Source organism: Faucicola mancuniensis, assembly GCF_046523945.1.
In the GTDB taxonomy this organism is placed as follows: Bacteria; Pseudomonadota; Gammaproteobacteria; order Pseudomonadales; family Moraxellaceae; genus Faucicola; species Faucicola mancuniensis.
Window position 1 is genome coordinate 1,839,191 of sequence record NZ_CP171363.1, and the last position, 22,111, is coordinate 1,861,301.

Here is a 22,111-nt window from a genome sequence, read left to right on the forward strand (position 1 = left end):
ATTAGATATTGGCAATAATATCGTTTAAGGTTTTGCTTGGACGCATGGCTTCGCTTGCTAATTTTTCATTTGGTAAAAAATAACCTTGCATATCCACAGGATTACCTTGTACGCTGTTTAATTCTGCCAAAATATCGCTTTCTTTTTCGTTCAATGCTTTGGCAACAGGGGCAAATTGTGCTTTTAATTCAGCGTCTTTGTCTTGCTCTGCCAACGCATTTGCCCAGTAACGAGCAATGTAGTAGTGGCTACCACGGTTATCAAGTTCGCCTGCTTTGCGTTTTGGTGATTTGTCATTTAACAACAATTCTTCGGTTGCTTTGTCCAACGCATCGGCTAATACTTGGGCTTTTTGGTTGTTATTGGTTTGTGCCAAATGCTCTAATGACACCGCCAACGCCAAAAATTCGCCCAAACTGTCCCAACGCAAATGGTCTTCTTCTAAGAACTGTTGTACATGTTTTGGTGCTGAACCGCCCGCACCTGTTTCAAACATACCACCACCATTCATCAAAGGCACGATTGACAACATTTTGGCAGAAGTACCAAGTTCCAAGATAGGGAACAAGTCGGTGTTAAAGTCACGCAATACATTACCTGTAACCGAAATCGTGTCTTTGCCGTCTTTGATACGCTCAAGGCTAAACAAACAAGCGTCCGCAGGTGGCAAAATGCGAATGTCCAAACCATTGGTATCATGCTCGCCCAAATATACGTTTACTTTTTTAATGAGCTCAGCGTCATGTGCACGTTTTTCATCTAACCAAAATACCGCAGGGGTGTTAGACAATCTTGCACGATTAACCGCAAGTTTCACCCAATCTTTGATAGGTGCGTCTTTGGTTTGGCACGCACGCCAAATATCGCCTGTTTCAACTTCGTGGCTAGTCAATACATTGCCTTTGTCGTCAATTAACTGCATTGTACCGTCAAATGGGATTTCAAAGGTTTTGTCATGTGAGCCATATTCTTCAGCTTTTTGAGCCATTAAGCCGACATTTGGCACGCTACCCATCGTTGTTGGGTCAAATGCACCGTGTTTTTTACAAAAATCAATCACAGCGGTGTAAATACCTGCATAACTGCTATCAGGAATGACAGCTTTGGTATCAACGGCTTTGCCGTCTTTGTCCCACATACGACCTGAATTACGAATCATCGCAGGAATTGACGCATCAATAATTACATCGCTTGGCACGTGTAAGTTGGTAATGCCTTTGCTAGAGTCCACCATTGCAATGCTTGGGGCTTTGTCATAGCTTTCTTGAATGGCTTGTTCTACGCCAGCTTTGACTTCTGGGGCTAATTCTTCTAAATTTGCCAACAAATTACCAAAACCATTGTTTACATTCACGCCAACCGCTTCTAATTCTTTACCATATTTTTCAAACACAGGGGCAAAAAATACTTTCACCGCATGACCAAAAATAATTGGGTCAGACACTTTCATCATGGTGGCTTTCATGTGCAAGCTAAACAACACGTCTTTGGCTTTGGCATCAGCGACTTGTTCTTCTAAAAATTTCACAAGGGCTTTTTTGCTCATAAAGGTGGCATCAATGATTTCGCCTTTTAGCAGTTTTAATGGTTTACGCAATTCTTGTTTTTGACCGTCTTTGCCTGTCAAAACAAATGAAACGCTGGTTTCTTCGCTGACTGTAACAGATTTTTCATTGTGAAAAAAGTCGCCATCAGTCATGGTTGCCACGTGCGATTTGCTGTCGGCAGTCCACGCACCCATGCTATGTGGGTATTTTTTGGCAAAGTTTTTTACCGCTTTTGGGGCACGGCGGTCAGAGTTACCTTCACGCAACACAGGGTTTACCGCACTGCCTTTGATACGGTCATAGCGAGCTTGGATATCTTTTTCTTCGTCAGTTTGGGCGTTTTCAGGATAGCTTGGAATATCGTAACCGTCCGCTTGTAATTCAGCGATTGCCGATGTTAATTGTGGCATTGACGCACTCACGTTTGGCAATTTAATCACATTGGCTTCAGGTTTTTTTACCAATTCGCCAAGTTCTGCCAATGCGTCAGGCACACGTTGTTCAGCGGTCAATTTTTCTGGAAAAGTGGCTAAAATACGACCTGCAAGCGAAATATCCGCTGTTTTAAATTCAATATCAGACGATTTGGTAAAGGCTTGAATGATTGGCAACAAAGATTTAGTTGCAAGGGCAGGGGCTTCGTCAGTGTGGGTGTAGATAATGGTTGCAGTCATAAAAACTCCATTTGGTTATTATAAAAAAGAAAAATGGGAAAATCACAAATTTGGCATAATATCCAACAAATGTCAAATATTACAAAAATATTTGCGACATTATAGCACAATTTGTTGGATTTTGGAAAAGTGAATGTGTACAAATGTTTTTGTTATTTTGATAAAAAATTGTTGATAAAAAATTCAAAAATTAGCCCTGATAAAAACGTTCCAATGCAGGCACAATTTGTTTTTTGCGACTGACAATTTGACCCAAATTGATGACTTGTTGATGAAGATTGTTTTGAGTTTTATTTAAGTTAAATGATTGATAAATAATATGATTTTGTTCATCATCGGTACAAATCGCCCAAGATTGTTGTTGTAAGATATCCACAATCACCACCAACAAAAAATCCAAATGGTCTTGTTGTTTGACATTGTTAATAGTCGCTTGTAAATCAGTAATTCTCTCAAAAATTTGTTCAGGATTAACCGTTTCTATACAAGAAATTCCCCATTTTTTATTATGATACCCAATGTCATTTTTTGTGATAAAGGTAAAATGTTTGTAATCAGTAGTCAATAATTGTTCACTTGTTAAGTGACTAACATCACTTTTGGCATTAAACAACTGTTTAGCAAAATCAGACACATCAGTGATATCGGCGATTTCACAAAGTTTTTGTAAAACGGTTTTGTCGGTGTGGGTGGCGGTTGGGCTGTTAAGATTTAAAGTATCAGAAATTATCGCCCCTGTCATCAATGTAGCAAAGTGTTTGGGCGGTAACAAGCCCAATTCTTGATACATCAAAAACAGCAACGTACAAGTCGAGCCGACAGGTTGCAAACGAATATAAGCAGGCTCGAACGTGGTCAAATCGCCCAATTTATGATGGTCAATCACATAGCGGATTTGGTAACGGTGCAAATCGGCGATGGATTGTCCGCTTTCGTTGTGGTCAAGTAGGGCGATGGGGTGGTTGTCCGCTAAATTTGGACACAAATCTGGCGGATTAATATTGACAAGATTTAACAAAAATTTTTAATATTTTAACAAAATTTTTGTGGTGTGTATTTGATAATTTCATTGCAAAGCCATTAATCTACTTGATAATATAAGTGAATACTTGTAAACTATATTTTTATATCAATTTTTTAATTTATAGGTAAGTTATGAAAAAATACCAATGTATCGTCTGTGGTTGGATTTATGATGAGGAGGTCGGCTGCCCAGAAGAGGGCATTGTAGCAGGCACAAAGTGGGAAGATATCCCAGAAGACTGGTCTTGCCCTGACTGTGGTGTTAGCAAGCAAGATTTTGAAATGATAGAAATTTGAGAATATAGGATACGATTTTTATCAAGGCGTTTGCAACATCAAGCAAATGCCTTTTTTTGTGGCAATTTGTGCCAAAAATTTACTCTATAACAATATTTTTAACAAGACATTAACTTTTTGCCAGTTTGTTTAAGAAAAATAAACTATCAAAAACCACTTTTTTTTGTTAAAATTAGCACATTTGAAAATTATTTCTTAATCTTACAATAACCACATTGAACCAAAAATTGAACACAAAAAGGTGAACACATGTCAGATAAAGCCCCCCGTTATACACGCATTTTATTAAAACTTTCTGGTGAAGCATTGGCAGGCGTCAATGATATGGGGATTGATTCAGGGGTGCTCGACACCATGAGTTTGTCCATCGCACACCTTGTGGGATTGGGCGTTCAGGTCGGTATCGTGGTCGGCGGTGGCAATCTGTACCGTGGTAGCCAACTACAAAAACAAGGGCTTGTCGGACGTGTAACAGGCGACCAAATGGGTATGCTTGCCACCGTGATGAATGGCTTAGCCATGCGTGATGCCCTAGAACGCCGTAATATCAAATGCCGTCTGATGTCTGCCATGCAAATTGGCGAAGTGTGCGAAAACTATAGCAGTCGTAACGCCATCCGCTACCTAAAAGATGGCGAAGTGTGCATATTTGTTGCAGGTACAGGAAATCCATTTTTTACCACAGATACCGCCGCTTGTTTGCGTGGGATTGAGATTGAAGCGAATTTGATTTTAAAAGCGACCAAAGTTGATGGCGTTTATAACAAAGACCCAAACAGCCATGACGATGCGGTCAAATATGACGAGCTGACCTTTGACCAAGTGCTTGACCAAAAATTGGGCGTGATGGATTTGACAGCGATTGCGTTATGCCGTGAACATAACGTACCGCTACAAGTGTTTGATATGGGTAAACTAAACGCCTTGTTAAATGTGGTGATGGGCGAAGCAGAAGGCACAAAAGTTTACCACTAAGATTTTTTAAAATTTTTAACAAATTTATTTACCTTTTTATTTTAAGGATTTTTTATGATAACCGAAATTCAAACCAAATGCGAAAACCAAATGAAAAAAGCGATTGAAGCTTTGGAAAATTCATTTAGCAAACTGCGTACAGGTCGTGCTCACCCTGGTATTTTATCAGGCGTGATGGTGTCGGCTTACGGCTCAGAAATGCCATTAAACCAAGTCGCCAGTATCAATGTAGAAGACAATCGCACTTTGCTGGTGCAACCATTTGACCGTAGCATGGTGCAAGCAGTGGACAAGGCGATTCGTGAGTCTGATTTAGGTCTTAATCCGATGAGTGCCGAAGTTATTCGTGTGCCACTGCCTGCCTTGACCGAAGAAACTCGTAAAGATATGCAAAAACTGGCTCGTGGCGAAGCAGAAAACAGCCGTGTATCAATCCGTAACGCTCGCCGTGATGCCAATAACGAATTAAAAGCATTGGCAAAAGACAAAGAAATCAGCGAAGATGATGAACGCCGTGCGACCGATGTTATCCAAAAAATGACCGACAAATACATTGAAACGGTGGATAAAAAATTGGCAAGTAAAGAAAATGAATTGATGGAAGTGTAATTATTTGTCAAGAAAGATTAGGGCAAATGCCTTAATCTTTTTTATTTTTATAAAATATATTGTTAGTTCAACTTAATTGAGAAAAAACGTGCCAAATACCGCTTCATCATCACTTCCCAAACATATCGCCATGATTATGGACGGTAATAATCGCTATGCAAAATCGCATGGCTTAGCGACAGGTGGCGGACATTTGGCAGGTAAAGATGCCTTAGACCCTTTGGTTGAGCATTGTGTGCGGATTGGTATTGAAGTTTTGACTGTGTTTGCGTTTTCTAGTGAAAATTGGCAACGCCCACAGTTTGAAGTGGATTTACTAATGCAGTTACTTGAGCAAACCATTCACGACCAACTGCCTAGAATGTTTCAACATAAAATCGCCCTGCGTTTTATCGGTGATAGAAGTCAATTATCACCAAAATTGCAAACACTTATGCAAGATGCCGAAAGCAAAACCGCCCATTTTTCACGCATGACATTGGTGATTGCGGTGAGTTATGGTGGTCAATGGGATATCGCCAATGCGACCAAACATCTATTGGCAGATGTGCAGGCAGGCAAGGTCGGCATTGATGATATCAATCAGACGATATTAGCTAACTATATTTCATTATCAGATTTGCCACCTGTGGATATGCTAGTCCGAACGGGCGGTGATTATCGGATTTCTAACTTTTTATTGTGGCAAAGTGCTTATGCAGAGCTGTTTTTTACTGAAACTTTGTGGCCAGATTTTACTCCAAATGAGCTTGATGATATGATAGCAATTTTTATGGGACGTGAACGCCGTTTTGGCAAAACTTCTGAACAAATTTCTAATAACAAAAATATTCAATAACAATAAAAGGATTGAACCATGTGGGAACGTATCCGCACAGCGATTGTGCTGTTAATTATCGTGGGAACTGCCATGTTTGCCACTCGCACAATCACTTTAATCATTCCTTTATTTTTAATCATTACCGCCGTTTCTGCTTATGAATGGGCAAAAATGCTACCGCCTTTATTTAAAAATCCGCATGAATTTTTGGATACAGACAAGCCCTTGCACCAGCCGATTAAAGAAGTGAATAGAAAACATCAATTTTTGTACTCAGCTTTGGTGTTAAAATTCGTTTTAATCAGTTTGTGGTTGCCAAAAACTTGGGCAATTTGGTGGGGAATTTCGGCAATTTTATGGGTGTGTGCGATTTTTTGGGTAAAAAATTTCCCGCATAAAACCGAACAATGGTACGGAAAACGCCTAATCGGTATTGGTGTTACCATGATAGTCGCCTGTATTACCGCCATGTTCTTTTTGTGGCGATTGTCGCCTTGGTGGTTGTTGTATGTGTTTGTGTTGGTGTGGTGTGCTGATAGCGGTGCGTACTTTGTTGGGCGAAAACTTGGCAAACGTAAAATGTCGCCCCATGTTTCCCCAAATAAAAGCGTAGAAGGCTTATACGGTGGACTTGCGACTGGGTGCTTGGTGGTGCTGGGTGTGAGTTTTGGTTTATTAAAAAATTGGTCTAGTCTTGCGATTGTACTGTTTTTGGGTTTGTCTTTGCTGACAATTGTGATATCGGTGTTTGGTGATTTGTTTGAGTCTATGATGAAACGCCATGCAGGGATTAAGGATTCTGGGCGAATTTTACCGGGGCATGGCGGTGTGCTTGACCGTATTGATTCGCAGTTGTCTGCTATGCCGATTTTTGCGTTAGGGTTTTGGGCTTTGCAATATTTTGGTGTGGTTCATGTCGCTTGATTTTTGATTGTCATTAATGATAGTTTCGTTCATTTGTCTGTCTCTATTAATTTCACTTTAATTCTATTACAAAACCCCCATATTTATACCAAATTTTTCACAAAAAAGACAACAAAATGCGACTACCCGAAACTTCCCGTGCCGAAAGAGAATTAAACCAACTAGCCCGCCAACTGCAAAACGAAGCTGAACTTACAGGCGTAAACGCAAGTGGTACGCAAATCTCAAGCCGTGCCTTTGAAATGGTTACAGAATTTGAGCCAAGTGGCGACCAACCGCAAGCCATTGCCAAACTCACAGACGGCATAGAAAAAGGCTATCATGACCAACTTTTGCTCGGTGTTACAGGCTCTGGCAAAACCTACACCATGGCAAAAGTCATCGCCCAAAGTGGTCGCCCTGCCGTCATTATGGCTCATAACAAAACCCTTGCTGCTCAGTTATATGGCGAGTTTAAGGCGTTTTTTCCGCACAATGCGGTGGAATATTTTGTCAGTTATTATGACTATTATCAGCCAGAAGCCTACGTTCCTGCGTCCGATACTTTTATTGAAAAAGATAGTGCCATTAATGACCACATTGACCAAATGCGACTGTCCGCCACTCGAGCGTTACTTGAGCGTAGAGATGCGATTATTGTCGCTTCGGTGTCGGCAATTTATGGTTTGGGCGACCCAGAAAGCTATTTAAAAATGCTATTGCATATTGTCGTGGGCGATGTCGTGGATAGAACGGCGATGATAAAACGCTTGGTGGAATTGCAATATGAACGCAATGAGCTTGACTTTGGGCGTGGTACATACCGTTTGCGTGGCGAAGTGCTAGACATTTACCCTGCCGAATCCGAACAATTGGCGGTTCGCATTAGTATGTTTGATGATGAAGTGGAAAAAATCACTTGGTTTGACCCTTTGACAGGCAAAAACGTTAAATCCGTGCCACGCATTACCATTTATCCAAAATCGCATTACGTTACGCCACGAGAAAAACTAGAGCAAGCAAGCATTACCATTAAAGAAGAACTTGCCGAACGCTTAGAATTTTTTCGCCAAAATGACAAATTATTAGAAGCCCAACGTATTAAAGAACGCACGCAATACGACCTAGAAATGATTCAACAGTTAGGTTATTGTAATGGTATTGAGAATTATTCTCGGCATTTATCGGGTCGTCCAAGTGGCGAAGCACCACCAACATTATTTGACTATATTCCGCCTGATGCCTTGCTATTTATTGACGAAAGCCACGTTACCGTACCACAAATCGGTGCGATGTATAAAGGCGATAGAAGCCGTAAAGAAACGCTTGTGCATTACGGATTTCGCTTGCCGTCTGCGATGGATAATCGTCCCATGAAGTTTGAAGAATGGGAACGCATTGCCCCAAGCACCATTTATGTATCGGCAACGCCTGCCCAATACGAGCTTGAAAAAAGCGAGCAAGTCGTAGAACAAGTCGTGCGTCCGACAGGGTTGGTAGACCCAATTTTGGAAATTCGCCCTGTTTTAACCCAAGTTGATGATGTATTAAGCGAAATTAACAAATGCAAAGAACTTGACGAACGTGTGCTAATTACCACGCTTACCAAACGCATGGCGGAAGATTTAACCAGTTATCTCAAAGAATATAACGTCAAAGTCGCCTATCTGCATTCGGACATTGACACGGTGGAGCGAATGAAAATCATTCACGAATTACGCACAGGTGTGCATGATGTGCTAGTTGGCATTAATTTGCTCCGTGAAGGCTTGGATATGCCTGAAGTGTCGCTTGTGGCGATTTTTGATGCGGATAAAGAAGGCTTTTTACGCTCGGAACGCTCGCTTATTCAGACGATTGGGCGTGCCGCTCGTCATGTCAATGGCAAGGCGATTTTGTACGCTGATAGCATTACGCCAAGTATGCAAAAGGCGATTGACGAAACCGAACGGCGTAGGGCAAAACAAATCGCCTTTAACCAAGAACACAACATCACGCCAACATCGGCAAAACGGGCGATTACCGATAAGATAGATACAGGCGAAACCGAACGTTTAAATGACGTGCAAAATCTAATTCCAGATGGTAAAAATGAAGCCCTAGCCGATGTAGATATACAGATTTTGCGTTCGCCAGATTTATTGGCAAAACATATCAGTCAGTTACAAAAGCAAATGCAAAATCTGTCAAAAGAGTTAAAGTTTGAAGAAGCAATGAAAATCCGTAATAAAATCGCTGTGTTAAAAGAGTTTGTGATACAATAATCTAACGGATAAAGTTACCACGACTTTATTTATGATAAAAAAAACTATATTTATTGGTCTAAACAATATGAGTGAAATTGAATTCGTATTAGATAATGGAACAACTTTTAGTCCATCACACAATGACACACAACCTATTGAAAATCATCATTATCTATATCTTGCCATTTCTGATAATGGTGGTTTTTTTACAATCGGTGATACACTAAATTGTGGAGAAGTTATTCAAGATTTAAATAGAACAAAATTTGCTCATTACAATGATTGGACACTTGTATTTTCAGCAACTTTTTTTGAGGCTGATAAATTGGTGGCATATCTAAAATGGTTTTTTGAAGATGAGTTAGTTTTTGACGATACTTTTGATGTGGATATTCATAAATTTTTATCAAAAATTTTTGCCCATCAAATTATAGAAAAATTTCATAATAAAGAACATATTAACAGGTTTAGAGTTGCAAAAGGTTGGTATTTAAAGTATGGAAATATGATTGAAGTATTGAATAAAGAGAGTGAGCAAAATTTTTACCAAAATTGGAAAAATCAATATATTCAAACACATGAAACTACTGCTGAACTACAGACAGATATTAACTTACCAATGCAAAAAATTATTGATAAACAAAATTTAATGTATCAAGAATTAGATTTATTAAAACATAAATTGGCTAACCTAATTAACCAACCAACAAAAACTGTGATTGTTCAAGAAACTAAGGAAATAATTGAGTATAAAGATAATTTAAATGCTTTATATAGACGAATTTTAGTTTTAGAACATCAAATAAAAGAAATCATCAATATTCAAGAAAATACAGACATAAATTTAGCTGATAAGATAGATAAACTAATTGATGAAAAGCTAAGTTTAATTGAATTTACTGATGAACATGAACAGCCAAAATATTTTTGGTTTATTATGGGTTTAGTAGTTCTTATGTTTATATTAACTGTTGCATATTTTCTATTTAAACCCTAACAAAAAAATCACAATTTATTGATACTATTAAAGAAATAAGTATATGATAAAAAATCCAACAACTCCAAAACCAATTATGGCAAAAGACCGTTTTTTCTTAAAAAAGCGTTTTGACGAGCTACAAAAAACCGATAAAGAAAGCCCAAATTATCAAAAACTTGCCAAAACTTACCAAGAGCAACTAGAAAAATCACAACAACAAGTCCAAGCTCGCCTTGACAGTTTGCCGACCATTCACTTAAACGAAGACTTACCTGTTAGCTCTCAAGTCCAAACCTTAATCAAAGCCATTCAAGACAACCAAGTCATCATCGTGGCAGGCGAGACAGGCTCAGGCAAAACCACCCAACTCCCCAAAATCGCCATGCTCGCAGGGCGTGGTATCACAGGGCAAATCGGACACACGCAACCTAGACGACTAGCGGCAAGAAGTGTCGCCAATCGCATTGCCGAAGAATTGGGCGAACCGCTCGGACAGACGGTCAGTTTTAAGGTACGATTTACCGAACAAGGCTCGCCAAATTCTATTGTCAAGCTGATGACGGACGGTATTTTGCTTGCGGAAATGGCTCATGACCGTTTTTTGAGCCGATATGATACCATTATCATTGACGAAGCCCACGAACGCAGTCTAAACATTGATTTTATTATGGGTTACCTTAAAAATCTGTTGCCAAAACGCCCAGATTTAAAAGTGATTATCACGTCCGCAACGCTAGATACTGAGCGGTTTAGCAATTATTTTAGCACGTTTAACAAAACCAAAAAACAACCCAAAAAAGCCCCTGTTTATGTGGTAGAAGGGCGTAGCTACCCTGTGGAAGTGCGTTACCGACCACTGACGGACGATATTGTGCAAAGTGCCGATGACGATGCGTTTGACGATGTGGAAGAAAATCTGCCACGAGCCATTGTCAATGCGGTAAATGAATGCTATGCCGATGCGACCGAAAAAGGTCATGCCGACCAAGCGGATATTTTGATTTTTGCGGCGACAGAAGCTCAAATTCACGACTTGGCGGAGGTTTTAACCCAATATGCACCCAAACATACCCAAGTCTTACCGCTGTTTGCACGCCAAACTTTTGCCGAGCAACAACGCATTTTCCACCCCACAGGTGGACGGCGGATTATCATCGCCACCAACGTTGCCGAAACTGCTTTGACAGTACCTAACATTCGTTACGTCATAGATTTGGGTTTTGCGCGTGTTTCTCGTTATGATTATCGTTCTCGTGTGCAACGCTTGCCGATTGAAGCGATTAGCCAAGCTGCTGCCAATCAGCGAAAAGGGCGTTGTGGGCGTGTGTCAGCAGGCGTGTGTATTCGGCTGTATTCTGAAGAAGATTTTAACAGTCGTTCGCACTTTACCGAGCCAGAAATTCTGCGCACCAATTTGGCAAGCGTGATTTTGCAAATGGCAAATTTAGGGCTTGGCGATGTGGAAAAATTTGATTTTATTGAACCACCTGATAATCGTTTGGTCAATGACGGACGAAAATTATTAGAAGAATTGGGGGCGATTACTAAAGAAAAAGAACCGTTCGCCCTGAGCTTGTCGAAGGGAAACGGTGTTCATGGTTCGACAAGCTCACCACGAACGCAGAAAAAAGATAGAAATTCACCAAAAAACGGTTTAACCAAAATCGGTCAAGCAATGGCAAAAATGCCGATTGACCCACGTTTGGCAAGAATGTTGATTGCTGGCGAGCAGTTTGGCTGTTTAAAAGAATTGCTTGTCATTGTGTCCGCCTTGTCGGTGCAAGACCCACGAGAACGCCCTGCCGATAAACAAACCCAAGCCGACCAAAAACACGCTTTATTTCGCCAAGCCGATAGCGATTTTTTATTTTATATTAGCCTATGGCAAGCGATTTATGGTTCACTTTGGCAAGCAAAAGCGTTAGAAAATCTTAACAATGATGAAAAACAAACTATCGTGTTAAGCCCATTTCAAGACAATCAAAACGACAAAAATAGTAAAAATAATGAACAAATTTTTGTCAATGAGAAATTAACCAATAGCCAACGCAAAAATTTTGCGAAAAAACATTTTTTAAGTTCGCCACGCTTGCGAGAATGGCAACAAACGCACGCCCAACTTGAACAAATGACGATAGATTTAGGCTTGACGATTAACCAAGAACCTGCCAATTTTGTGCATATTCATCGTGCGTTATTGACAGGTTTGTTGTCCTTTATTGCCCATAAAATCAATGATGTAGATAACGCCACGCTCAAATCCAACAGCACCAAAGCCAAGCCGTCAAAACGTGGTGAATACCTAGTCGCTCGCCAAAATAAAGCCAAAATTTTTCCGTCAAGCGTGCTGTTTAAGCAAAATCCGCAATGGGTCATGGCGTTTGAAATCGTGGAAACTTCGCAAGTATTTATGCGAAATTTGGCAAAAATTGAACCCGAATGGATTTTATCGGCGACGGGCGATTTGCTAAAATACCATTATTTTGAGCCACATTGGTCGGTGAAAACAGGTCATATCAAGGCTTACGCCCAAATTAGCTTGTTTGGTTTAATTGTAATTCATAAACAATTGATGACTTATGATAAAATCAACCTTGCCGAATCGCACGACATATTTTTGCGTGATGCGTTGGTGCTTGGCAACTTGTTTCCGCAGGGCAAGCAACTGCCATTTTTACAACATAACATTGCCAAAGTCGCTGATGTGTCGCTGATTGAAGACAAATTACGCCGTAGGGATTTGCTCGTTGATGAAGAAGTCCTGTATCAATTTTATGCCGACAGAGTGCCAGAGCATATCGCTAGTCGCAAGGCGTTTGAAGATTGGCGAAAAGAAGTTGAGAAAAAAGAGCCGAAATTTTTATTTTTTAGCGACCAAGACGTGCTAAACGAGCAAGCACCGACCACGCAAGCCTTTCCAGAAACGTGGCGACTTGGCACGCTAAAATTGCCGTTAAGCTATGTGTTTGACCCAAGTTCGGACGATGACGGCGTAACGGTGAAAGTGCCGTTGCAAGCCTTGCCACAGCTTGATGCTGTTGAACTTTTGTGGGGCATTGCAGGTTGGCGGTATGAGTTGGTGTTGCAATTGTTAAAAACTTTGCCAAAAGAAATCCGCCGTCAAATCGTGCCGATACCCTATACAGCTAAACAAATTTTTGATAATTTGGAAAAAATCCACAAAACAGGGCTGTTAAATCAGCTTTGCCAAGCCTTGACCAAAATGGGCGTGCGTGGGCAAAATAATCAATTTGTTGAACCAAAAGATTTTAACCCAAAAGATGTTGAGCAATATTTACAACCACAAATTGCCTTGGTGGATAGCAAAAATCGTCTGATTGAAAAAGGGCGAGATATTGATGCGTTAAAACTGCGTCATCAAGTCGCCACAAGCCAAGCGGTTAGCACGTCCAAAGGCTTGCACCAGACCTTTCCAGAACATTTTGATTTTATCCAAAATAAACACAGTGCAGGCGTGTTGATTAAACAATTTTCCGCCCTTGTAACTGATAAAAATGATGACAAAAATGCCGAAAAAAATCTAATTCAAGGCGTTTCTATTCATCATTTTACCGATTTAAGCTCGGCAATGACAACGCATTATCAAGGCGTGTTGGCGTTAATTCGCAACGAATTGGGGGCAAAAGCCAAACAATTAACGAGCCAAATTGATAAAAGTTTTAAACTTGCTTTTGCACCGCTTGGCGATTTGGAAAAGTTAAAAATGCTAGTCATTGATGCGACTTTAGATGCGACTTTTACCAAAGTCGCCCCAACATTTGAGCATGATAATGTACCGATTGGGCAAAAATTAATTGCTAAAGATAAACAATTATTTGATAAATTGCCGATTAATATTAAGGAATTTAACAACACAAAAACCGAGGTTTTAAACAATTTTTTATTAATCGGACAAACGGTGTTAAAACAATTACAAGATATTTATCAAACGTGGCAACAAATCCGTAGGCAATTGTTGATGCTTGAGCGAGAGATTTTTGAAGAAAATATTGACGATATTGAAGACCAACTTGATGATTTACATTTGTCGGATTTTATTTATCGTATGGATTATGAGCATTGGCAACAGTATCCACGCTATTTGCAGGCGTTGCTTGTTCGGCTTGAGCGGTTGGAGCATAATTTGGACGCTGACCTTGATGCGGTGTATCAGCTTGATAAGCATATGGAGCGGTTGGCGACAAGGGCGAATGATGGCAAGATAGCGGACTATCGTTGGCTGGTGGAAGAGTTTCGCATTCAGTTGTTTGCTCAGCCGATGAAAACAAAAGTGCCTGTGTCGGATAAACGCCTTGAAAAATTGTGGGAAGAGTTAAATTCGTAGCTGAATTTGTAATAACAAAAAAACCGCCAAAAATTAACGGTTTTTTAACTTTTACAATGATTAATAATCACTTATTTGATAACAAATTTGTTTATCAAATTTTAACAATAATCCCAACGTGGGAACGGCAAGCCAATGCACAAATTCCACATAATCCACCTTTAAATTTAACAATTTTTTGACGATATCGGTTTTATTTTGTCCAATGTAATGGTTGTTTTGGTTTACATTGTCAAACGGTTGTGAGCCGATTTTGCTGTGTTGTGTGGTTTCGTTGTTGATGATTTTCACGATTTTTTCCTAATTTTTAAAAGTTTGTTTAATATTCAGCTTGTTGATTTTGTAACGTTTGGCTCAATGCTGGTTGTGAGTTTTGGTGGTCGTTTGGGTCATCGTTTTGTTGGTCGTTGCCGATTTTGTACCAGTCAATATGACGTGTTAAAAACATGACAATCGCAATCAACGCAAAGCAGAACACCGCACCAAGCAACAAATTCATGCCTTCGCTTGCCAAAATCAGATAAAAACCTGCGTACAAACTGCCCAAAATACTGGCAAAAACCAAACTACGTTTCACACTTTTTAACACAAAATAAGTGTACCAACCAATCAACCCCACGCACGCAAGCGATGCGATACTGTAGGCTTGCCAAAAGGCGATATGTTCGGCAAATGACAACACCAACACATAAAAAGTAAGCAACGCCATCGCCACCAAACCGTACTGAATTGGGTGAATACGCAAGTTTTTTAACACTTCAAACAAAAAGAACGTGCCAAACGAAACGATTACCAACAATAACGCATATTTGAGCGTGCGGTCGGTCTGTGTGTAGATGTTGTTGCTACTGACAAAGGCGGTGCTTAGCCATTTGTAGTCGCTGATTTGGATATCACCAATTTGACAACCGCCTGATGAGCCGTTGGTGTATAGGCAATTACTCAACTTTTGGTTGTTATTGGTTGCTAAAAATTCGTTTTTCCAAGTAGCGGTAAAACCTGTTGGGCTAAATTGTTTGGTCGGCAAGGCATCGCCAAAAAAGTTGGGGTCTGTCCAGTTGGCTTGTAGGCTGTAGTTAAAGCCTTCACCCAATGGCAATACGTGAATACTGTCAATACCGACCAAGCTCATGTTGATTTTGACATCAAGCGGTTTGGCAAGGGTGAGCGAGCGTGTCAAATCATCCTTGAACAAATCTGCTAAATCCACTTCCACATAATCAAACTGTTCAATATCTTTGTGTTTGGGAAAATAGGCAGTGTAATCTTTGCCATTAATAGTAACTTTTGGCAAAGTAACGCCACGCAAATCCGACACAGGAATGATAAGTTTGGCGGTGTTCCATTGATAATAGCGAGCAGGTGGCTCTTTGGGTTTTACCGTTGGGGTAGGCAGTGGGTTGGCTTTTTGGGCTTGTTCAATGTCTTTTAATGATTGTCCTTTAGCCAGTACGACTGCCGATGGGCTGGCTTGTGGGGTTGGCGTTGTGTCTGTTGTTTCTGTTGTTTCTGTTGTTTCTGTGGCGATTGGGTTTTCGGCTGTGCCACCTGTGATAATTTCGTAACCTGTTTCGGTTTTTTGGATAAGGGGGGCAATTTCACCAAAATTGGCAAGGTTGAAATTTTGTTGAATATTTAACACGTTGTTATAACTAATCGCTTGGTAAATACTGCGTTTGTAGTCTTTATCGGTAACTTGGGCTTGGGTTTTGATGTCGCTTTGACTGGCAAACTGCGGAATATACACGCCTTGAGCGTTGGCAATGGCGACAAAGGGCGTGGCGAGTAGTTGGTCTTTGACGTGGGTTTGTTTGATGTCGTCCATCACGGTTTGGTAGTAGCTTTTGCGTTCGTCAATGATGTTATCAACAAACGCCAAGCCAATGCCAAACAGTCCACACAGGATAAAAATCAGGGTGATTTTGGCGATAAGTGATTTTTGCATAAGGTTTTCCTTTTTTAACGTTGTGGTTTTAGTATAAAAAAGGAATATGGAAAAATGGTGCAAAAATCTTGTGAGTTTTATGGAAAATTGATGGATTTTTTATAGGATTTAAAGTACCGATTTTACCAACGCTACCACACGTCCTGCGATATCGGTGGCTTCTTCAACTGTCAAATTTAATGCTGGTAACAGACGAATGGCATTGCCCCCTGCCACGTTAATAAGAAGTTTGTGATTATCACGAGCTTTATCAACGAGCGTGGCAAAATCAATATTGCGGTCGGTAGGCAATACCACGCCAATCATCATGCCAGCCCCACGCATGGTTACGCCATCTTTGGCAAGGTTTTGCTCAATGATGGTTTTGATGATGTCGTGCGTTTTGATGACGTTTTCGGTCAAATTTTCATCAATGATGGTATCAATCACTTCGCACACCACACGGCAAGCAAGCGGTGTTCCGCCATAGGTTGAGCCATGCGAGCCGTAGCCAAAAATGTCGTTTGCTTTGCCTGTGGTCATACACGCCCCAACAGGAAAGCCATTGCCCAAGCCTTTTGCAGTAGTCAAAATATCAGGCTTAATGCTTGTGTGCTGATAGGCAAAATATTTGCCCGTGCGTCCGTTACCTGTTTGCACTTCGTCAAGTATCATCAGTAAATCATTGTCATCACAAACTTTACGCACTTGCGTTAAAAACTCAAAACCATTGTCCGTCGTGCGTACACCACTTTCGCCTTGAATTGGCTCAAGCATAACCGCACAAATGTCGTCATTATCGCTAATTGCTTGTTCAATCGCATTTATATCGCCAAATGGCACACGCACAAATTCATCATCAAGGGTAAAAAAACCTGCACGAGCGGTCGGATTTGCCGTTGCTGATACGGTCAGTAGCGTGCGACCATGAAACGAGTTTTCCATGACAATCACTTTGGCTTGCTTTTGTCCACGTTTTGACGCATACAGACGAGCCATTTTTAGCCCAGCTTCGTTGGCTTCTGCACCGCTATTGGCAAAAAATACTTTGTCCATACCTGCGACTTTGCACAGTTTTTCGCCAGCTTGCTCTTGCCAGTCAATGCCGTAAAGGTTGCTTGTGTGTACAAGGGTTTGGGCTTGTTGTTGGATTGCTTTGGTAATGCGTGGGTGGCAATGCCCCAAGCCACACACCGCAATGCCTGTGAGTGCGTCAAGGTAGGCTGTGCCATCATTGGTATAAAGGTACGAGCCTTGACCTTTGCTAAAGCTGATGGGTTGGCGTTTGTAGGTGGGGAGTAGGTGTGATATCATGGTGTGCCTTTTTGATTGATAAAATGAATGGATAAAATAATCAATATATTAACAAATTGCCAAAAAAAAGCCAATTTTTGTGATAAAAATTGGCTTTTTAATGTAAAATTCTTTGATAAAATCAATCATCATTGGCAGAATGACCGATGGTTTTGGTATTTTTAACCGTTTTGGCAGTACCATCCACTGTTGTGCCTTTATTGTTAAAACCGTTATTACCAAAGCCACCGTTACCAAAACCGCCAAACGGATTTTGCCCCCCAAAAGGGTTTTGACCGCCCATTTTTCCCATCATTGACGGGTCAAAATTTGGCATACCGTTCATACCGCCCATGCCCCCCATTTTGCTTGCCATCATTTGCACAAGTTTTTCTGGGTTTTTGGTCGCATAATCTTTGGCAAAGTTTTTAAACTTGGTCTGCACCGCAGGCAACAGCACGACTAACGCCACGATATCACTCAAAATCCCCGGCAATAATAACAACAAACCTGCAAACGCCATCGCCACCGCTTTGACAACGGTGTTTTCTTGCGGACGCATGGCAGGGTTTAACATGGCGGCTTGGGCTTGACCTGCTAAGGGTTTTAGGGTTGCCATGCCTTTTTTAATTAAGGCAGAGCCGATAAAAATCGCCACCACAAACCAACCAAACACCCACCAACCACTGACAAATTGGGCGATTAAGTACCAAAGCAACATTTCAATGATAAACCAAACAATCGCAATGCCTAAGATATTTCCCATACACTAACAGCCTTTTTACAAAAAATTGACGAAAAATTAAAACAGTATTTTAAAACATTCTTAGGTATAATGGGGCATTTTTTTGCAAAAAAAAATAGGAAATTGACATTTTTTTGCAAATTTTTGCAAAATGTTTGACAAAACATAAAAAACGTTGAATGAATTTTAAAAATTTACAAAATGTTAAAACAAAAATTTAAAAAGTGATAAGTTATGACGATTTTTATTGGCATTGACCCCGGTTCTCGTATGACAGGCTACGGTATTATCCGTGATGTGGGTGATAGGCTGGAGTTTTTGGACGCAGGCACGATTCACACGCAGTTGGACACAGGTTCAGAAACCATGCCAGAGCGGTTAAAACGCATTTATTTTGGGGTCAATCGCATTGTGGAGCATTACCAAAAATACACCGATGAGCCGATAACCACAGCGATTGAACAGGTTTTTATGGCAAGCAATCCAGATTCGGCGTTAAAGCTGGGGCAGGCTCGTGGAGCTGCGATTACGGCGTTGGTCGCCAAAGATTTGGAAGTGGCAGAATACACCGCTCGCCAAATCAAACAAGCGGTCTGTGGCTATGGGGCAGCCGACAAAGAACAAGTGCAAGCGATGGTCATGCGTCTGTTAAATCTGACGATTCGCCCACAGGCGGATGCGGCGGACGGCTTGGCGTGTGCGATTTGTCATGCGTACCATCAACATAGTTTAGCCAAAATTATTGGTTCTGTGACTGGCAATCGCTTAAATCAACCGACACGCTCAAAGAAAAAAGGGCGTTGGCGATTAGATGAAACCGATTTTAAAAAATAAGACAACACCATGCAAAAACAAACCATGCACACGCCAATACAATCTTCACAACATTACAAAATTTTAGCCATACTTTTAACCTTATACTTTGCTCAAGGCTTGCCCGCAGGCTTTATTACCCAAGCTTTAGCATGGTGTTGGGATTTTTAAGTTTAACAGCGATAATTTTTTGGCAAAAAACCAAAATGACAGAAAATTAATATCAATTTTTATAAATAAATGAAAAAAAATATTGAAAAATAATAAAAAATACAATATTATTACAACAAATAAATTTTAATTGATAATTTTTCTTGATTTAAATTTAATTAACAAATGTAGGGGGAAAAATGTCAAAAGTTTTTTGGTTAGAACAACGTTTTAAAATCAATTTGCCAGCGTGGACAGTCATTGCCCCTGTGTTGGCATTTGTGCTGTTGGCGATACACCTTGTCGCCCACCCAACAGGGGCATTGGTGTACAGTCTGACGGCGGTCGGTTTGATTGGGGCGGTATTTTCGGCGGTACACCATGCCGAAGTCATCGCCCACAAAGTTGGCGAACCGTTTGGCACATTGGTGCTTGCAGTCGCCGTTACCATCATTGAAGTGGCGTTAATCGTGGTATTAATGAGTAGCAGTTCACCCGAAGACAGAGCGGTATTGGCAAGGGATACGGTGTATTCTGCGGTGATGATTGTGTGCAATGCGATTGTCGGTTTGTGTCTTTTGACAGGCGGTTTACGCAACTATATTCAAGGCTTTGAATTAGAAGGAGTCAAAAAAGCGGTCAGCGTGCTGTTAATCTTGGCGTTGATGGTGTTTATGTTGCCAAACTTTACCACATCGTTGAGCGGTGGCAGTATGCTCAACTCGCAACTTATCTTTTTGGCGGTGTGCTGTTTGGTGATGTATGGGGCGTTTTTGTTTACTCAAACCATTCGCCATCGCAACTATTTTGTTACTGAGTTGGAAACCCAAAGCCATCACAGCGACAATATGCTAACCATTGCCTTAAGTGGCGGACTTTTGTTGGTCGGATTGGTAACGGTGGTTGGCTTGGCAAAAATGCTATCGCCGTTGATTGAAAGCACACTTGTGGCTATGGGTTTGCCAAAAGTGGTGCTAGGTATCATCATTGCAGGCTTGGTACTGTTACCAGAATCCATCGCCGCCGTCAAAGCTGCCTACAACGACCAACTACAAAACAGCCTAAATTTGGCACTTGGCTCGGCATTGGCAAGCATTTCTTTAACCATTCCAGTCATCGCCATCTATGGCGTGGTAACAGGCAATGAGCTGATTTTAGGCTTGTCGCCAAAAGATGACATGATGTTAATGGTAACGTTATTGCTACTGATGAACACGCTTAGCACAGGCAAAAGCACCTTTTTACAAGGCGTAATGCACCTTGTTATGTTTGCCACCTTTATCTTTTTTTCAATCGTGCCATAAAATTGACAAATAAATTTTAAAAAAATATTGTAAAATAAAAGTTGCAAAAATTAACAGATTTTTACCAAACTAATCTAAATTAACACCCAAAAATTTGTTAATATTTGTACAAATAACAACCAATTTATAAAACTTGTTTTGACAAAGTTTTAAAAGTTTTATAAATTATCAAAACACAACCAAAACACAAAATATGTGAGGAAATTATGGGAATTTTTAGTTTTGCTAAAGACATCGGTGATAAAATCTTTAACCGTGATAAAAAAGAAGAAGCACCAGCATCAACGCCAGCCCCAACTGCACCTGTAGAGCCATCAGCTCAAGAAATCGCCAATCTATTATTGGCTCGTATCCAACAAAATGCCACCATTGAAAACCTAACGGTGAACTACAATGGCGATACTGATACCGTTGATATCTCTGGTACAGCCGCTAACCAAGCCGAGCGTGAAAAAGCGATTTTGGCAGCAGGTAACGTACAACACGTTTCAACGGTAGTAGACCATATCAGCGTAGTTGCCCCAGAGCCTGAATCTCGTATGTACACCGTTAAATCTGGTGATACTTTGTCAAAAATTTCTAAAGAAATGTATGGCGATGCCAACCAATACCAAAAAATCTTTGAAGCAAATCAACCATTGCTAAAAGATGTAAACAAAATTTATGTAGGTCAAGTATTGCGTATTCCTGCATAATGATGTTAAATTTTAACAATGTTGCACCATTAACTTTAACTTTTTAATTAAACGTTTTGTTAAAAACATTGTTAAAATTGTCAATTCAAAAACGCATTTACCAAAATGTTTGATGGTAAATGCGTTTTTTTATGGTGATGTTTGGATTTTTTGGCTTTACTTCATTGTATAAAATGATTATGATAACCGCCTTTTAACTAATATTTTTAAAAAAATTTATTTGATAATTTTTTATAAAAAGGCAAAAAATGGGCATTTGGATAACCGTTGCAATTGTAATTTTTATTTTAGGCAGTATCATGGGGCTAAAGCCGTCCGCACGAGATACCTACCTTGACAACCTACGCATGACCGCACGCAAAGTCGGCTTACAGCCAAAACTGGTCGCCTGTCCGCATTGGATAGTAGGTCGCACAGGCGAAAAAGGCAAAGGCATGATAGCTCAATACGGACTGATTGTGGAAGACGGCAAAATGTCGCCTTGCGATTATCAAATCATTGATGGCGAATGGCGACCGATGACGGATAATTTTTCGGCGAATTTTGCCCTTGATAAACACAAAGCCGAAATCACTCCAGACATCACGCCAACCATACAAGGAATCAGTTGTAAAGCCAATTTTATCTGTCTATATTGGCAAGAAAATGTGAACATGGGTAACAAAGCCAACCTTGAAAAAACCGAAAAAGACCTAATTTTTTTAAAAAATGAATTGCAAAAAATAGCCAATTTAGTGCAAAATAAATAGCAAAATATCGCAGTTATGAG

General features: G+C 40.4%; 19 protein-coding genes. 13 read left to right on the forward strand and 6 right to left on the reverse strand.

Features of this window, described 5'->3' with window-relative positions:
- Position 1: 1 nt before the first annotated feature.
- Positions 2–2,221 carry an NADP-dependent isocitrate dehydrogenase gene (locus ACGTJS_RS09105; protein WP_315043363.1) on the reverse strand — a complete coding sequence of 740 codons (2,220 nt, stop codon included), beginning with the start codon at positions 2,219–2,221 and terminating at the stop codon, positions 2–4.
- A 190-nt stretch (positions 2,222–2,411) separates the two neighbouring features.
- Positions 2,412–3,239: a DHH family phosphoesterase gene (locus tag ACGTJS_RS09110; protein ID WP_410471827.1), complete on the reverse strand. Its 828-nt coding sequence runs from the start codon at positions 3,237–3,239 to the stop codon at positions 2,412–2,414.
- Between the two features lie 137 nt (positions 3,240–3,376).
- On the opposite strand from ACGTJS_RS09110, the gene ACGTJS_RS09115 reads away from it, so the two are divergent.
- From ACGTJS_RS09115 to ACGTJS_RS09150, 8 genes are all read left to right on the forward strand, one after another.
- Positions 3,377–3,541, forward strand: a complete 165-nt coding sequence (locus ACGTJS_RS09115; protein WP_410471828.1) for a rubredoxin — start codon at positions 3,377–3,379, stop codon at positions 3,539–3,541.
- A gap of 249 nt (positions 3,542–3,790) precedes the next feature.
- On the forward strand, positions 3,791–4,516 hold the full coding sequence (gene pyrH, locus ACGTJS_RS09120) for a UMP kinase (protein ID WP_410471829.1): 726 nt from the start codon (positions 3,791–3,793) through the stop codon (positions 4,514–4,516).
- 54 nt (positions 4,517–4,570) lie between these two features.
- Complete coding sequence (gene frr, locus ACGTJS_RS09125) at positions 4,571–5,125, forward strand: ribosome recycling factor (RefSeq protein ID WP_315043356.1); 555 nt, start codon at positions 4,571–4,573, stop codon at positions 5,123–5,125.
- 130 nt (positions 5,126–5,255) lie between these two features.
- On the forward strand, positions 5,256–5,963 hold the full coding sequence (uppS, locus tag ACGTJS_RS09130; RefSeq protein WP_410473253.1) for a polyprenyl diphosphate synthase: 708 nt from the start codon (positions 5,256–5,258) through the stop codon (positions 5,961–5,963).
- Between the two features lie 18 nt (positions 5,964–5,981).
- On the forward strand, positions 5,982–6,869 hold the full coding sequence (locus ACGTJS_RS09135; RefSeq protein ID WP_410471830.1) for a phosphatidate cytidylyltransferase: 888 nt from the start codon (positions 5,982–5,984) through the stop codon (positions 6,867–6,869).
- 116 nt (positions 6,870–6,985) lie between these two features.
- Positions 6,986–9,112: an excinuclease ABC subunit UvrB gene (gene uvrB / locus ACGTJS_RS09140; protein ID WP_410471831.1), complete on the forward strand. Its 2,127-nt coding sequence runs from the start codon at positions 6,986–6,988 to the stop codon at positions 9,110–9,112.
- A 67-nt stretch (positions 9,113–9,179) separates the two neighbouring features.
- Positions 9,180–10,091 carry a hypothetical protein gene (locus ACGTJS_RS09145; RefSeq protein WP_410471832.1) on the forward strand — a complete coding sequence of 304 codons (912 nt, stop codon included), beginning with the start codon at positions 9,180–9,182 and terminating at the stop codon, positions 10,089–10,091.
- Between the two features lie 43 nt (positions 10,092–10,134).
- Complete coding sequence (locus ACGTJS_RS09150; RefSeq protein ID WP_410471833.1) at positions 10,135–14,418, forward strand: DUF3418 domain-containing protein; 4,284 nt, start codon at positions 10,135–10,137, stop codon at positions 14,416–14,418.
- Between the two features lie 60 nt (positions 14,419–14,478).
- Here ACGTJS_RS09150 and ACGTJS_RS09155 read toward each other — a convergent pair whose 3' ends face one another.
- The 4 genes from ACGTJS_RS09155 to ACGTJS_RS09170 form a co-directional block, all read right to left on the reverse strand.
- Positions 14,479–14,709 carry a hypothetical protein gene (locus tag ACGTJS_RS09155; RefSeq protein ID WP_315043310.1) on the reverse strand — a complete coding sequence of 77 codons (231 nt, stop codon included), beginning with the start codon at positions 14,707–14,709 and terminating at the stop codon, positions 14,479–14,481.
- Between the two features lie 28 nt (positions 14,710–14,737).
- The gene (creD, locus tag ACGTJS_RS09160; protein ID WP_410471834.1) at positions 14,738–16,363 is read right to left on the reverse strand and encodes a cell envelope integrity protein CreD; all 1,626 of its coding nucleotides are present in this window, start codon (positions 16,361–16,363) and stop codon (positions 14,738–14,740) included.
- Positions 16,364–16,471: 108 nt separating this feature from the next.
- Positions 16,472–17,656: an aspartate aminotransferase family protein gene (locus tag ACGTJS_RS09165; RefSeq protein ID WP_410471835.1), complete on the reverse strand. Its 1,185-nt coding sequence runs from the start codon at positions 17,654–17,656 to the stop codon at positions 16,472–16,474.
- 121 nt (positions 17,657–17,777) lie between these two features.
- Entirely contained in the window at positions 17,778–18,401 is a 624-nt protein-coding gene (locus ACGTJS_RS09170) for an FxsA family protein (RefSeq protein ID WP_315043313.1), read from the reverse strand.
- Positions 18,402–18,614: 213 nt separating this feature from the next.
- Here ACGTJS_RS09170 and ruvC point away from each other — a divergent pair, with 213 nt between their 5' ends.
- The 5 genes from ruvC to ACGTJS_RS09195 all read left to right on the forward strand — a co-directional run bounded on the left by ruvC (position 18,615) and on the right by ACGTJS_RS09195 (position 22,091).
- On the forward strand, positions 18,615–19,214 hold the full coding sequence (ruvC, locus tag ACGTJS_RS09175) for a crossover junction endodeoxyribonuclease RuvC (RefSeq protein WP_315043314.1): 600 nt from the start codon (positions 18,615–18,617) through the stop codon (positions 19,212–19,214).
- A 9-nt stretch (positions 19,215–19,223) separates the two neighbouring features.
- Positions 19,224–19,364 carry a hypothetical protein gene (locus tag ACGTJS_RS09180; protein WP_315043315.1) on the forward strand — a complete coding sequence of 47 codons (141 nt, stop codon included), beginning with the start codon at positions 19,224–19,226 and terminating at the stop codon, positions 19,362–19,364.
- A 179-nt stretch (positions 19,365–19,543) separates the two neighbouring features.
- Positions 19,544–20,647: a calcium:proton antiporter gene (locus tag ACGTJS_RS09185; protein WP_410471836.1), complete on the forward strand. Its 1,104-nt coding sequence runs from the start codon at positions 19,544–19,546 to the stop codon at positions 20,645–20,647.
- A 206-nt stretch (positions 20,648–20,853) separates the two neighbouring features.
- The gene (gene lysM, locus ACGTJS_RS09190) at positions 20,854–21,342 is read left to right on the forward strand and encodes a peptidoglycan-binding protein LysM (RefSeq protein ID WP_410471837.1); all 489 of its coding nucleotides are present in this window, start codon (positions 20,854–20,856) and stop codon (positions 21,340–21,342) included.
- A gap of 299 nt (positions 21,343–21,641) precedes the next feature.
- The gene (locus tag ACGTJS_RS09195; protein WP_410471838.1) at positions 21,642–22,091 is read left to right on the forward strand and encodes a hypothetical protein; all 450 of its coding nucleotides are present in this window, start codon (positions 21,642–21,644) and stop codon (positions 22,089–22,091) included.
- The last annotated feature ends 20 nt before the right edge of the window (positions 22,092–22,111 follow it).